At 72.2% G+C, this 14,057-nt stretch carries 12 protein-coding genes; 3 read left to right on the forward strand and 9 right to left on the reverse strand.

The window, feature by feature from the left end; all coding sequences use genetic code 11:
* Window positions 1–127 precede the first annotated feature (127 nt).
* Together AMK26_RS30220 and AMK26_RS30225 are read right to left on the reverse strand one after the other, a co-directional pair.
* Window positions 128–1,708 (reverse strand): amidohydrolase, encoded by a 1,581-nt coding sequence (locus AMK26_RS30220; RefSeq protein ID WP_073758450.1) that lies wholly within the window; start codon window positions 1,706–1,708, stop codon window positions 128–130.
* 20 nt (window positions 1,709–1,728) lie between these two features.
* A complete protein-coding gene (locus tag AMK26_RS30225) occupies window positions 1,729–3,279 on the reverse strand; it encodes an APC family permease (protein WP_073758452.1) in 1,551 nt (516 codons plus the stop codon).
* 150 nt (window positions 3,280–3,429) lie between these two features.
* Between AMK26_RS30225 and AMK26_RS30230 the strand changes: the two genes are divergently transcribed.
* Entirely contained in the window at window positions 3,430–4,050 is a 621-nt protein-coding gene (locus AMK26_RS30230; protein ID WP_073758454.1) for a TetR/AcrR family transcriptional regulator, read from the forward strand.
* Here AMK26_RS30230 and AMK26_RS30235 read toward each other — a convergent pair.
* The 7 genes from AMK26_RS30235 to AMK26_RS30265 all read right to left on the reverse strand — a co-directional run bounded on the left by AMK26_RS30235 (window position 4,038) and on the right by AMK26_RS30265 (window position 11,825).
* Window positions 4,038–5,276, reverse strand: a complete 1,239-nt coding sequence (locus AMK26_RS30235; RefSeq protein WP_073758456.1) for an MFS transporter — start codon at window positions 5,274–5,276, stop codon at window positions 4,038–4,040. The two genes, AMK26_RS30230 and AMK26_RS30235, sit on opposite strands and share 13 nt — an antisense overlap.
* A complete protein-coding gene (locus AMK26_RS30240) occupies window positions 5,276–6,658 on the reverse strand; it encodes a CitMHS family transporter (RefSeq protein ID WP_073758458.1) in 1,383 nt (460 codons plus the stop codon). The genes AMK26_RS30235 and AMK26_RS30240 overlap by 1 nt, the downstream gene beginning before the upstream one ends.
* A 120-nt stretch (window positions 6,659–6,778) precedes the next feature.
* On the reverse strand, window positions 6,779–8,977 hold the full coding sequence (locus AMK26_RS30245; RefSeq protein ID WP_073758460.1) for a molybdopterin oxidoreductase family protein: 2,199 nt from the start codon (window positions 8,975–8,977) through the stop codon (window positions 6,779–6,781).
* Between the two features lie 106 nt (window positions 8,978–9,083).
* Window positions 9,084–9,305, reverse strand: coding sequence for a hypothetical protein (locus AMK26_RS30250; RefSeq protein ID WP_079277883.1), 222 nt, complete (start codon window positions 9,303–9,305; stop codon window positions 9,084–9,086).
* Between the two features lie 75 nt (window positions 9,306–9,380).
* Window positions 9,381–9,725, reverse strand: coding sequence for a DUF6415 family natural product biosynthesis protein (locus AMK26_RS30255; protein ID WP_073758462.1), 345 nt, complete (start codon window positions 9,723–9,725; stop codon window positions 9,381–9,383).
* Between the two features lie 165 nt (window positions 9,726–9,890).
* On the reverse strand, window positions 9,891–11,108 hold the full coding sequence (locus AMK26_RS30260; protein WP_073758464.1) for a helix-turn-helix domain-containing protein: 1,218 nt from the start codon (window positions 11,106–11,108) through the stop codon (window positions 9,891–9,893).
* Between the two features lie 96 nt (window positions 11,109–11,204).
* Entirely contained in the window at window positions 11,205–11,825 is a 621-nt protein-coding gene (locus AMK26_RS30265) for a TetR/AcrR family transcriptional regulator (RefSeq protein WP_073758466.1), read from the reverse strand.
* A gap of 138 nt (window positions 11,826–11,963) precedes the next feature.
* Here AMK26_RS30265 and hmgA point away from each other — a divergent pair, with 138 nt between their 5' ends.
* Window positions 11,964–13,286, forward strand: a complete 1,323-nt coding sequence (hmgA, locus tag AMK26_RS30270) for a homogentisate 1,2-dioxygenase (protein ID WP_073758468.1) — start codon at window positions 11,964–11,966, stop codon at window positions 13,284–13,286.
* Between the two features lie 12 nt (window positions 13,287–13,298).
* Complete coding sequence (locus tag AMK26_RS30275; protein WP_073758470.1) at window positions 13,299–14,048, forward strand: GntR family transcriptional regulator; 750 nt, start codon at window positions 13,299–13,301, stop codon at window positions 14,046–14,048.
* The last annotated feature ends 9 nt before the right edge of the window (window positions 14,049–14,057 follow it).

Genomic DNA, 14,057 nt, shown 5'->3' on the forward strand with positions numbered 1-14,057 from the left:
CGCCGCCGCCCGGTCCGGCCGAAACACCGGATTCGGCCGGATCCGGGCGGCGGTTGCGGTCAGGAGGCCCGGCCCGTCACCACGCCCGTCCCGTCACGACACCCGCCCCGTCACGACGCCCGTCCCGTCACGACGCCCGGTGCGTCACCCGGCCCGACGAGACGGTCAGCCGGATCGGCGCGTCCGCGACCTCGTCGGCCGGCGCGTCGACCGGGTCGACCGCGAACGCCGTGAGGTCGGCGCGCAGCCCCGGCGCGATGCGCCCCGCCACCGCCTGCTCGCCCGCCGCGACCGCCGCGTGCGTCGTGCAGCCCTCCAGCGCCATCAGCCCGCTGAGCCCACGCCCCGTCGACGCCGCACCGCGCGGGGCACGGGCCGTGGCGAGGACCTGCCGCGCGTCGTAGTGGGCGATCGGCCAGTCGGAGCCGAGCGCCAGGTACGCCCCCGCGTCCCGCAGGTCACGGCAGCGCCACGCGCGGGACGCCCGTTCGCCGCCGAGGCGCTTGGACCACTCGTCGGTGCGGTCGGCGCGGGTGTACGCGGTGTGCGGCGGCTGCATGGAGGCGATGACGCCCAGGTCGGCGAACCGGGCGAGCTGGTCGGCGGGCAGCGTCTCGATGTGCTCGATCCGGTGCGCGAGCCGGCCGCTCTCCCCCAGGGACGCGACGGTGTCCAGGACGTGCCGTACGGCGGCGTCCCCGATGGCGTGCGTGGCCGTGCGTACACCGGCGGCGTGGAGGTGCCGTACGGCGGCGCTGTACGCGGCCGGATCCGGCCAGAACGCCTCCGTGCCCTGGCCGTGGCAGTCGGCGTGCTCCAGCCATGCCGTGCCGCCCTCGACGGTGCCGTCCATGAAGAACTTCACCCCGCCGACCAGCCAGTTCCGGCCACGCAGCCGCTGGAGGGCGATCAGTTCGTCCAGCGCTCCCCGGTCGGCGCCCGGCATGCACCAGGGGGCCAGCCTCAGCCGCAGCGGCAGCTCCTCGGCCTCCTCGACGGCCGCCAGCAGATCCGGTACGTCGCCGTCGCCCATGTCCATGACGTGCGCGCCGGTCAGCCCGGTGGCGGCCATGGCGGCCAGCAGCTCCACCAGCCGGGCGCGCCGCTCGTCGTGCGACGGCTTGGGCATCACGGCCGTGACCAGGGCCATCGCCGCGTGCTCGATCAGGTGGCCGGTGGGCCGGCCGGTGGCGTCGCACACGACCTCGGAACGCTGGGCGAAGGTGCGGGGCCCGTCGATCGCGGCGGCCCGCAGGGCGGCCGCGTTGGCGAGGGCGGAGTGGCCGTCGTACAGCCGGATGAAGACCGGGACCCCCGGCAGGACGTCCTCGATGAGGGCACGGTCGACGGGCCGGCCGCCGAAGGCGTTGTGGTCGAGGCCGTACGCGACGACCCAGCCGCCGGTGCGGTCGGCGGTGCGGAGGGCCGCCCGCAGTCCGTCGACGTCGGTGACCGTGGACAGGTCGAGTCCGGTGGCCATGTCCAGGCCCCACACGGGGTGGCTGTGGGAGTCGGTGAGGCCCGGGGTGAGGGTGGCCCCGGCGAGGTCGACGGTCTCGGTGCCCGGGCCCGTCCAGTCACGTGCGTCGGAGGCGTCGCCGACGGCGGCGATCAGCCCGTCGCGTACGGCGACGGCGGTGGCGTGCGGGTGGGCGGGGTCGAGGGTGCGGACCTTGGCGCCGGTGAGGACGAGGTCGGCTGCGGGCACGGACGTACTCCTTGCTGGGTTCATGCGACGGGCTCGGCGGACTGCGCGGGCTGTGCTCGCTCTGCGGGCTCCGACTCCGCGGGCTCGGCGGACTCCGGGGACTCCCGGGACTCGGCGGGCTCCGCGGCGAACCGGGCGTACACCTCGGGGCGGCTGCGGCGCAGTCGGAGGGCGATCAGCAGGCCGAGGAGGAAGACGCCCGGGACGACGGCGACCAGGACGGTGTTGACGGTGGGCGAGGCCCCGGTGAAGAGGTCGATCTTCGATACGACCAGGGCGATCGCGGCGGTGAGGAGGACGGCGGCGGTCACGGGTGCGACGACCGTGCGCACGACGCCCTCGCTGTGGCGGACGCGGCGGAAGTAGAACGGGATCGCGAGGGCGGCCAGCAGCTGCAGCGCCAGCAGCCCGATGCTGCCGGGGGTGTTCACCCAGAGCAGGAGCTGCGTGTACGGGTCGGCCCCGGCGAGCGCGAAGGCGAGCACGACGATCAGCCCGAGGACGGTCTGGGCGGCCCCGGCCAGGTACGGGGAGCCGTGCCGGGGGTGCACCTTGGCGAGGGCGGCGGGCAGGACGCCCTCCTCGGCGAGGGCGAGGCTGTAGCGGTTGATGGCGTTGTGGAAGGCCAGCAGCGAGGCGAGGATGCTGGTCACGATGAAAATGTGCATCAGGTCCGCCGCCCAGGCCCCCACATAGGTGGTGATGGCGGCGAAGAACAGGCCGCCGGGGTCGTCGGCCGCCGCCTTGACGACCTGCGCGTCGCCGAACGCCTGGATCACGGCCCAGACGATGAACGCGTAGAACACCCCGAGGAAGCAGACGGCGATGTACGTGGCGCGGGGGACGGTGCGGCCGGGGTCGCGGGCCTCGCGGCGGTAGATCACCGTGGACTCGAAGCCGGTGAAGGCCGCGAACGCGAACGCGAGGACGGCGGCGGTGCCGGGGACGAGGAAGTTGTCCGGGGCGAGGGAGGCCAGGGACAGCCCGTCGGCGCCGCCCTTGAGCAGGACGCCGCCGGCGAGGAGGACGAGTATGCCGGTCTCGGCGACGAGGAGGACACCGAGGACCTTGGCGCCGAAGTCGATGGAGCGGTAGCCGCCGTACCAGATGAGGACCAGACCGACGAGGGCGATGGGCAGCCACGGGATGTCGACGCCCCACAGGGCGTGGGCGGTGTCGGCGGTGGCGCTGCCGAGGAGCCCGTACACGCCGATCTCCATGCCGTTGTAGCCCACCACGGCGAGCAGGGCGGCGCCGATGCCGATGGGCTTGCCCAGGCCCTGGGTGATGTACGCGTAGAAGGCGCCGCCGCTGCGGACGTGGCGGCTCATGGTGGTGAACCCGACGGCGAAGACGGTGAGGGTGATCCCGGCGATCAGGTAGCCGACCGGGGCGCCGATGCCGCCCAGCACGATGGCGATGGGCGCGACGCCCGCCATGACGGTGAGCGGGGCGGCGGCGGAGACGACGAAGAAGGCGATGTCGGCGGTGCCGAGGGTGCCGGTGCGGAGCCGGGCCGGCGCGGGCTGCCGCTCGGCTCTCTCCGGGGACGCCTTGGAGGTCACGGACATGGGTGTGGGTGAGCCCTTCTGCATGCGGGGAGGCGGGGGCTGCGAGCGGGCGGAACGGAAGCCGCCGCACGAAAACCTAAAGGCTTTCGGTTTCGGCAATGTAGCCTCCGTCGGAGGATCCGGGAAGAGCCGACGACAGGAGCTTGCGCAATGGGACGGCCGCGCACACCACTGCTCGACCGCGCACGCATCACCACGACGGCGCTGGAACTGGTCGACGAGCAGGGCGAGTTCAGCGTTCCGCAGATCGCCCGGCGGCTCGGTACGCAGACGGGTTCGGTGTACCACCATGTGGACGGCCGGGACGGCATCGTCGAGCTGATGCGGGAGCGGATCTGCGAGGCCATCGACTCCGCCACCCTCGACGTGGAGCCCTGGGACGCGGCGCTGGCCGCCTGGGCCCGTTCGTACCGTGCCGCGTTCGCCGCCCACCCGCGCGTGATCCCGCTGCTGACCACCTCACCGGTGCGGGCACCGAAGGTGCTGGAGCAGTACGAGCGGGCCGTGGGCGTGCTGCTGGACGCCGGGTTCCGCGTGGCGGACGTGATGCCGGTGCTCACCGGCCTGGAGAACCTGGTCCTTGGCTCCGCGCTCGACCTGGCCGCGCCCGAGACGATGTGGGAGCTGACCGAGGAGACCAGCACCCCGCGACTCGCCCGCGCCCTGGAGGCCGTGGGCGCGGGGCGGGCGGAGGCGGCCTTCGAGGTGGCCCTGGCGGGGCTGATCGGCCACTGCCGGACGGTGCTCGGCCGCCCGGGTCACGCCCCCTGACGCGCCCTGCGGCGCGCCGCCCTCCCCGTCCCCGCCCCCGTCCCGGTCGCCGTCCCGGTGGACGCGTCGGGCCGCCGTCCCACCCGTACCCCCAGTCCCGCCGCCGCGAGCAGCAGGGCGCCCAGCATCACGAACGGGGCGGCCGTCCCGGCGAGCCCGGCGATCAGCCCGGCGGACGCGGGGGCCGCCACCTGGCCGAGCCGGTTGCCCGTCAGCCGCAGGGCGAGGGCCGTGGAGCGGGCCTCGTCGGGGGCGGCCTGGACCACGGTCGTCATCGACAGCGGCTGGCCGACCCCGAGGCAGAAGCCGAGCACGGCCAGCATCACGGCGAGCGCCCACACCGGCACCGGCAGCGCGATGCCCGCGCACAGCAGCCCGGCGAGCAGACACGTCACGGTCAGCAGCACCGTACGGCCCAGCAGCCGGATCATCGGGGTCATCACCAGCCGGCAGGCGATGGTGGCGGCGGCGCGCAGGCTCAGCAGCAGCCCGATGGTGGCGGGAGCGATGGACCGGTGCTCACCGATCACCGGCAGGTAGGCGGTGAGGATGTCCGTCGCGGAGAGCACGGCGAGGCTGATGAAGATTCCGGCGGGCACTCCGCGCGTACGGAGGATGCGGTGTACGGGCACCTTGCCGCCCTCCACGCGCGCGTGCGCCGGGTCCGTGTCCCGGTGCTCGATGCGCCAGAGGGACGTGAAGGACACGGTGGAGACGGCGGCCGCGACAACCAGGGCGAGGGTGCTCGTCCGGCCCATGTCGTCGCCGATGAGCAGCCCCGCCGCGACCGGTCCGACGAGCTGCCCGAGCGAGGCGCCGATGGTGAAGTGGCCGAAGTTGCGGTCCTGTTCGGCCGGCGCCGACTGCCGGGCCACCAGGGACTGGGCGCCGATCACGAAGCAGAGGGGACCGAGCCCCATGACGCCGCTCCACGCCGCCATCCAGGCCAGGGAGCCGGCCGTTCCGCTCAGTGCGCACCCGCCCGCGATCAGTACCACGCCGACGGGCAGCAGGGGCGCGCACCGCCCCCGGTCGGTCCTGCGCCCCAGCGGTACGGCGGCGAACAGCGGCAGCAGGGCGTACACGCCCGCGACGACACCGACCGCGCGCTCGTCCGCGCCCAGCGACAGGGCGCGGTACGACACGGCGGGCCGCGCCATCGACACCGCCCCCTGCGCGAAGCCGAAGGCGATGACGAGGCGCAGCAGCCAGTACCGGCGCTCCATCAGATGATGCCGAAGAGTATTCCGGCGCCGAGCACCACCAGCGAGGTGAGCGCGGCCCACTTCACCGTGAACCGGGTGTGGTCGCCGAACTCCACCTTGGCCATGCCGACCAGGACGTACACGGCGGGCACGAGCGGGCTGGACATGTGCAGGGCCTGGCCGACCAGCGAGGCGCGGGCGATCTCCAGCGGCCCGACGCCGTGCGCGGCACCGGCCTCGGCGAGGACGGGCAGGACGCCGAAGTAGAAACCGTCGTTGGACATGAAGTACGTCAGCGGCAGGCTCAGCAGGCCGGTGACGAGGGCCATGTGCGGGCCCATGGCGTCGGGGATGGCGCCGACGAGCCAGTCCGCCATGTGCTTGACCATGCCGGTGCCGGTGAGGACGCCGGTGAAGACGGCGGCGGCGAAGACCATGCCGGCGACGTTGAGGACGTTGTCGGCGTGGGCGGCGATACGGGCCTTCTGGTCGGGCATGTGCGGGAAGTTGACCGTGAGGGCGAGGGCCGCGCCGATCAGGAAGAGCACCGGGATGGGCAGCACCTCCATGATCATGGCGGTGAGCAGGCCCACCGTGAGGGCGGCGTTGAACCAGTACAGCTTGGGGCGGAGGGTGGGGCGGTTCGGGTCGAGCCCCTGGAAGCCCTCGTCGGCGTTGCCCGGAACGTCCCCGGCGCCGCCGCCCGCCGCCTTGGGCCGGTCCTCTCCCCCACCGGCCGTGACCAGCACGGTCTCCGGCTCGGGCTCGAGGACCTCGTCCAGCGTCAGGTAGCCGAGGCGCTTGCGCTCACGCCGCCCCAGCACGTACGCGAGGGCGAAGACGAACAGCAGGCCGACACCGAGGGCCGGGATCATCGGTACGAATATGTCGCCGGCGTCCAGCTTGAGCGCGGTGGCCGCGCGGGCGGTGGGGCCGCCCCAAGGCAGAGTGTTCATGACGCCGTTGGCGGTGGCGGCGACACCGGTCATCACCACCAGGCTCATCTTCAGGCGCTTGTAGAGCGGGTACATCGCCGAGACGGTGATCATGAAGGTGGTCGAGCCGTCGCCGTCCAGCGAGACGATCGCGGCGAGCACCGCCGTACCGACCACGACCCGCATCGGGTCGGCCTTGCAGAAGCGCAGGATGCCCCGGACGATCGGGTCGAAGAGGCCGACGTCGATCATCACGCCGAAGTAGACGATGGCGAACATCAGCATCGCGGCGGTGGGCGCGAGGTTGCCGACGCCTTCGATGACGTAGTCGCCGAGCTGTGCGCCTTGTCCGACGAGGACGCAGAAGAGGGCGGGGATGAGGACCAGCGCCGCGATCGGCGACATCTTCTTCATCATGATCAGGACCAGGAAGGTCGCGATCATGGCGAAGCCGAGGATTGTCAGCATGGAGGACACCTAACGTTCACCCTTGAACTCCACCGGGGGCGGCGGTCCGGATGACGTTAGGTGCCTCGTTCAGCCGTTAACAAGGTGTTGACGCGTGAGCAATACGAGCAAAACCCCAGGTCAGTGAAGTGCTGATACGTCGACGGGGAAGCCGTTGAGCACGGCGGTGCCGGACAGCGGGTCGAGCCGGGTCCCGTCGAGGAGCTGGTTGACGTTGACGCCGGGGCGCGCCGCGGCGACCGCCATGCGCGTCCCCGGCCGGTCGTGTCCCCACCCGTGCGGGAGGCTCACCACGCCCTTCCGTACGGTGTCGGTGACCTCCACCGGGACCGTGAGCTCCCCGCCCTCGGCCTTGACGCGGGCCGGCGCGCCGTCGGTGAGGCCGAGGCGGGTGGCGTCGTCGGGGTGGACCTGGAGGGTGCAGGTGTTGGTGCCGCTGTTGAGGGTGGGGACGTTGTGCAGCCAGCTGTTGTTGGAGCGCAGGTGGCGGCGGCCGACGAGGACGAGTTCGGCCGCCGGCTCACGGAGTGCGGTACGCAGCCGGGGCAGGTCGGCGGCGATGGGTCCCGGCAGCAGCTCGACGCGCCCGCTGCGGGTCTTGAGCAGCTGCGGGACGCGGGGCTTGAGGGGGCCGAGGTCGATGCCGTGGGGGTGTTCCTTGAGCCGGTCGAGGGTGAGCCCGTACGGGCCGAGGCGCAGCATCAGGTCCAGGCGCCGCTCGGCGCCGGTGCGGCCGGTGAGGCCGGCCGCGTACTCCTTGGGGTCCTGGCCGTAGGCGGGTGAGTGCGGTTCGGTGACGGCCTTGGCGAGGGTGCGTTCGATGACCATGTCGTCGACGGCACCGGGGTCGGCCCCGTCCATGCCGGTGACGGCCAGGATCAGCCGGGCGTGGATCTCGCACTCGTCCATGCGGCCCGCCTCCAGGGGGACGGGCGCGGGGGTGTAACGGGCCTGGTTGTGGACGGCGAAGCCGTTGAACGCGAAGTCGAAGTGGGCGCTCTGGGCGGGCGGCGGCGGGGGCAGGATCACATCGGCGTGGCGTGAGGTCTCGTTGAGGTACGGGTCGACGCTCACCATGAAGTCGAGTTCACCGAGGGCGCGGTCGAGGCGGTCGCCGTCGGGGGCGGAGAGGACCGGGTTGGCGGCGATGGTGATGAGCGCGCGGATCCGCCCCTCGCCGGGGGTTTCGATCTCCTCCGCGAGGGCGGCCATCGGCAGTTCGCCCTTGGCCTCCGGGTGCCCGGACACCCGGCTCGCCCAGCGGCCCAGCGCGAACCCCTTTCCGGGGCCGGCCGCCGGGCGCGGTGCGGGGGCGGTGGCGGAGAGCGGGAACATCGCGCCGCCGGGCCGGTCGAGGTTGCCGGTGAGGACGTTGAGGACGTCGACGAGCCAGTTGGTGAGAGTGCCGTACGCGACGGTGCTGCCGCCGACCCGCCCGTACACGGCCGCCGCCGGCGCCGCCGCCAGCTCGCGGGCGAGCGCCCGGATGGTGGCGGCGTCCACGTCGCACGCACCGGCCACCGCCTCGGGCGTGAACTCCCGTACGGCTTGCCGGACTTCCTCCACCCCTTCGACATGCTCGGCGAGCGCCCCGAGGTCGCTCAGGCCCTCCGCGTACAGCACGTGGACGAGGGCGGCGAGCAGGAGCGCGTCCATGCCGGGGCGGATGGCGACGTGCCGGTCGGCGAGGCGCGCGGTGCGGGTGCGGCGCGGGTCGACGACGGTGAGGGTGCCGCCGCGTTTGCGCAGCGCCTTCAGCTTGCCGGGGAAGTCGGGGGCGGTGCACAGGCTGCCGTTGGAGTCCAGCGGGTTGGCGCCGATCACCAGCAGGTGGGCGGTGCGGTCCAGGTCCGGGACGGGGATGGCGAACGCGTCGCCGAACATCAGCCCGCTGGAGACGTGCTTGGGCATCTGGTCGAGCGTGGACGCGGTGAACAGGCTGCGGGTGCGCAGCGCGCCGAGCAACACCGGCGGATAGAGGGCGCCCGCCATGGTGTGGACGTTGGGGTTGCCGAGGACGACCCCGACGGCGTCGGCGCCGTGCCGCTCGACGACCAGCGGCAACCGGCGCGCCACCAGGTCGAACGCTTCCTCCCAGCCGGCCTCCACCAGGGCGCCCTCCTTGCGCACCAGAGGGGTCCGCAGCCGGTCGGGGTCGGCGTCGAGCTCACCGAACGACGCACCCTTGGGACAGATGAACCCCTGACTGAAGACGTCGTCCCGGTCACCGCGCACACCGGTGACACGTGTGCCGTCGAGGGTGAGGGTGAGCCCGCAGGTGGCTTCGCAGAGCGGGCAGATACGGAGGGCGGTGGGCATGGAGGCCTCCCGGGGCGGCGGCGTTGACGGTGACGCGCAGATGCGCCGAGCATACCGACCGGTAGGCATGCTGGCGATGGCCGGGAAGCGGCATCGCACGGTTATCTCAGCGCCCTCCAGGAGCGCGGCGCCGGCGGATGCGGGCGTCAGCGGTGTGCGGGGCCGTGATGGTGCTGTCTTCCGGTACGGCGCGGGCCGCGAGGGTGACGCCGCTGTTGATGCAGGTACGGCGGCCGACGGCGACGCCCGGGCCGAGGCTGATGTTGTTGCCGGTCTGGACGTTGTCGCCGATCAGCGCGCCGAACCGGCGCGTACCGCATCGGTACAGCCCTGAATGTGGACGCCGGGCCCGACGATGACGTCCTCGCCGACGATGGCTGTGGGGTGGATGAACGCGGAGGTCTCAGCGCAGCGCGGGGTGGAGGGTCTCGTAGTGGTCGCACAGGGAGTTCACCGACAGCGCGACCTTCTTGGCGTGACGGAAGCAGGCATCCCATCCGGGGCCGGGCGGGGTGTACAGCCGCCTCCACGCTTCTTCGGTGCCGATCTGAGCCACCCTGGCCGGCACGTCACCGACCGGCATCGTACGAATAAGCGCCCGCACCTCCGGCACCAGCAACCGCACATGGCAGTGCAGGGTGTCGATCAGGACGTCCAGTTCCCCAGGCGGCAAGAGCGCCGACTCAAGGGTGAGGGCGTACCGGGCGGTGTCGCGCATCGTGGCGAGATCGAGTGGTCTCGGGTCCATCGCTGCTCCTGTCCCCACGTGCGGTGCCGACCAGTCCTGGCGGAGGTCGTCGGCACCGCTGCCGTCGGGGCATCACGCTAGGTGTACAACTTGTCACAGCCCAGCGACGCGATGTGACACCTTGTCAGCAGGTTCTCCGCGTACTCGCACGTCATGTCCTAGCCCTCACACTGAGGGGTCGACGCCCAACCGTGCTGCCAAGCCGCGCAGTTCGGCGTTGCGCCGTCGCTCCGACTCCAGCATGTCCCGCACGGTGGCGGCCGCGAGCACCTGATACCGGATCCACTCGGGCTGCTCCCCTTCCACCTCAAGCATGGTTTCCAGAGCGTCGGCGTGGTTGCCGGTCTGGTACTGGGCTTGTGCCACGTCAAGCCGGTGGGCAGCCCGATGTACGGGGCGGTTGATGGCGCGTACGTCCACCTTGCGAGCCGCCCGGAGCGCCAGATCGGGTCGTGGGTCGTCGCCTGCCAGCGCGATGTTCACGCGCTGCGTCCGGACGTCGGGCACGCTGAAGGCGGTTCCGTACCGCCGGAGCGGCCCCGACTGCACGGCAGCGGCTTCCGCTGCCTTCAGCATGGCCGCCGCTTCGGTGTGCTGCCCTCGCCGCGCGGCAGGCGTAGCCGCAGCCAGCAGCAGGTTGCCGTACACCGCGAACTGATCCTTCGTGCCCTTACGGAAGCCGGGTTCCAGCGCATCAGCCTTTCGCTCGGCGACCCGTTGCGCTTCCTCCCACCGGCCTTGCCGGAGCAGCACCCAGGACAGGGTGGATACGCCCATCCCCTCCAGCAGCGGGTCGGAGGCTCGCTGCGCGGCCAGCAGTTGCTTCTCGACAGCGACGAACGCCCAACTGGTATGGCCCGCCTGGGTGGCGAGGGAGGCGGCCAGTTGGTAGGCGAGCGCCATCTGCCTCCACACCTTCTCCACGTCCGCACCACGGGCCTCACGCGCCACCGCGCGGCCTTCTCGAAGGAGGAGAGGCAGATGACCGGACAGCGCGCTGTACTCGCCCTGCCAGTACAGCTCCGTGGCTGCTCGTGCGGACTCCATCCACTCCGCCGGAGGTGGCGGGTCGTCGTCGATGCCGTCCATGAGCACACCGGGCAGGGCACCGATGTCCTGGATCGCATCTCGCAGGGCGATCAGGCCGCCGTCGTCGGGTTGGTGCTGAGTCACCGTCGGCTGCCCCAGCAGGCGTTCCAGCTCAACATCAAGAGCGAACGCGAGTGCACGAAGAGTTGACAGGTGAGCGGATTGACGACGGTTCTGTTCCAGCTTTTGAACGATGGAGACGCTGACGCCTGCCCTGTCGGCGAGTTCCTCCTGGGTGAGGCCCCGGAATTCGCGCAGACCCCTGAGCCGGTCGCCGATGGTGGTCGTGCTCATGCAAAAACCCCCAGAGAGTCGTGGTTCCGCGCTCAATTCCAAGGCGCGCCGACCGGAACGCACCAAGGCGCCCCTGCCCGGCTTCGCAAGGGGCCCTTACCCAAGGACCGGCGCCAGGTAGGCGTGGAGCAGGGCGCGGGTCTCGGTGATCAGGTCCGGGTCGCCCGGGGGGCCGGTGCGGAAGGCGAGGCGGAGCAGGGCGTCGGCGGCTTCGACGGCCACCAGCACCTTGCGGCGCAGCAGGGCGTCGGCGGTGCGGTCGAGGTGGGCGGCGAGCAGGGCGCAGACGCGGTCGGCGACGAGGTGGTTGGCGAGGTGGTCGGTGTCGTCGGCCGGTTCGTCCACGGTTGCCGGGACACCGAAGTCGACGAGGCCGAAGCCGGGGACGGTGCGCTTCATGGCGAGGTACTCGTCGAGGACGACGTCGACCACCCCGGCCGGTGCGCGGTCGGCCAGGCGGGCCGCCACGCGCTCGGCGTAACGGTCGAGGTTGCGGTGGGCGAGGGCGGCGACCATGGCGCGCTTGTTGGAGAAGAAGCGGTAGACCGATCCGATCGGTACGCCGGCGCGCACGGCGACGTCCCGGGTGCTCAGCTCTTCGTAGCCGGCCTCTTCGAGGAGCTGCGCGCAGGCGTCGAGGATCCTGGCCAGGCGCTCGGCGCTGCGCTGCTGCACGGGCGTACGGCGGAGCGGAGGTCGCTGGGGCACGGGGTCCATGATGCCGCGCCGCGCCGCCGGAACCCGCTCCCGCCGGCAATCGTCCAAGACCCACCCCCGTTGACGCGGGCCGCGCGGAATCCTACGGTCTTGCATAGGATTCCGTTGGGGCAGGTCGAGCGACAGGAGCGGGCGACGATGACGAATGACGGCACCGAACAGGCGATGAAGATCGCCGAGGCGCTGGAGTACTCCTCCGGCTTCGGCAACGAGCACAGCTCCGAGGCCCTGCCCGGCGCCCTGCCGCTCGGCCGGAACTCGCCGCAGCGCGCGCCGCTGGGCCTGTACGCCGAGCAGCTGAGCGGCTCCGCGTTCACCGAGCCGCGCGCCCACAACCGCCGCTCGTGGCTCTACCGGATCCGCCCGTCGGCCGCGCACCCGCCCTTCGTACGCACCGACAACGGCGCCCTCCGCACCGCGCCCTTCACCGAGACCGTCCCCGACCCCAACCGGCTGCGCTGGAACCCGCTCCCGGACCCGGCGCCCGGCACGGACTGGCTGGCCGGCCTGTGGACCCTCGGCGGCAACGGCGACGCCGCCCAGCGCACCGGCATGGCCGTGCACCTCTACCACGCCAACGCGTCCATGGACCGGGTGTTCAGCGACGCCGACGGCGAGCTGCTGCTCGTGCCCGAGCGCGGCGGGCTGCTGCTCCGTACCGAGCTGGGCATCCTCGCCGCCCGCCCCGGGGAGGTCGCGCTGATCCCGCGCGGGGTCCGGTTCCGCGTCGAGCTGCTCGATGAGACGGCGCGCGGGTACGTGTGCGAGAACTACGGGCAGCCCTTCCAGCTCCCCGACCTCGGCCCGATCGGCGCCAACGGGCTGGCCAACCCCCGGGACTTCCGGGCGCCGGTCGCCGCGTACGAGGACGTCGAGGGCGAGGTGGAGGTGGTGAACAAGTTCTGCGGCAACCTGTGGACCGCGACGTACGACCACTCGCCGCTGGACGTCGTCGCCTGGCACGGCAACCACGTCCCGTACGTCTACGACCTGCGCACCTTCAACGTCATCGGGACGATCTCCTACGACCACCCCGACCCGTCGATCTTCACGGTGCTCACCTCGCCGTCCGACACCCCCGGCCTCGCGGGCGTCGACTTCGTCGTGTTCGCACCGCGCTGGCTGGTCGGCGAGGACACCTTCCGCCCGCCGTACTTCCACCGCAATGTGATGAGCGAGTACATGGGCCTGATCGAGGGCGCGTACGACGCGAAGGCCGAAGGCTTCGTCCCCGGCGGCGGCTCGCTGCACAACATGATGTCGGCGCACGGCCCGGACCGGGAGACGTTCGACAAGGCGAGCGCGGCGGAGCTGAAGCCGCAGAAGATCGACGACGGCCTGGCCTTCATGTTCGAGACGCGCTGGCCCGTCACGGCCACCGCGCAGGCGGCGAACGCCGACCACCTGCAGCGCGGGTACGACGACGTATGGCAGGGTCTGGAGCGCCACTTTCGGCCGTAGTACGGAGTAAAAGTGACCGCCTTCGCCCCCGACTCGCTGGTCCTGAACCGCAAGCTCCCGCTGTGGTACCAGGTCTCGCAGTCCCTCCGCGCCTCGATACTCGGCCGCGCGCCGGACGCCTCCCTGCGCCTGCCCACCGAGGAGCAGCTGGCCGCGCACTACGGCGTCAGCGTGCTGACCATGCGGCAGGCGCTCAAGGAGCTGGAGGCGGAGGGGCTGATCAGCCGGCACCGGCGGCGCGGCACGTTCATCGAGCCGGGCGCCCGGCGCAGCGCGCCGCGCCGGCTGCTCGGCTCGATCGACGCGATCGTGGCGCAGCAGTCCGGCGAGCGGACGACGATTCTCGGCCATGGGACGGCCAAGCTCCCCGGCGAGCTCGCCGAGCACTTCCCGGGCGTGACGGAGGTCGTCACGTACAAGCGGCTGCGCTGCGACGGCGAGAGCGGTGAGCCGACCAACTGGGCGGAGAACGCGGTCCTTCCGGAGGTCGCGGCCGGGATCGACCTGGCCGACCTGGAGCGGTGGCCGATGACCAAGGTGCTGCGGGACGCGGTCGGGGTACGGATCAGCCGGATCACCGACACCGTGGAGGCCCGGCTCGCGGACCCGGAGACGGCCGAGCTGCTCCAGGTGCCGCTGCTGTCGCCGATCCTGCACTACACGGGCGTCACCTACGACGAGGCCGGCCGGGTGGTGGACGTGGCCAGGATCCGCTACCGGGGCGACCGGTTCTCCTTCACGGTCACGGTGGAGGCGGACTGAGCGCGGTCA

The organism is Streptomyces sp. CB03234, assembly GCF_001905885.1.
Lineage (GTDB): Bacteria > Actinomycetota > Actinomycetes > Streptomycetales > Streptomycetaceae > Streptomyces.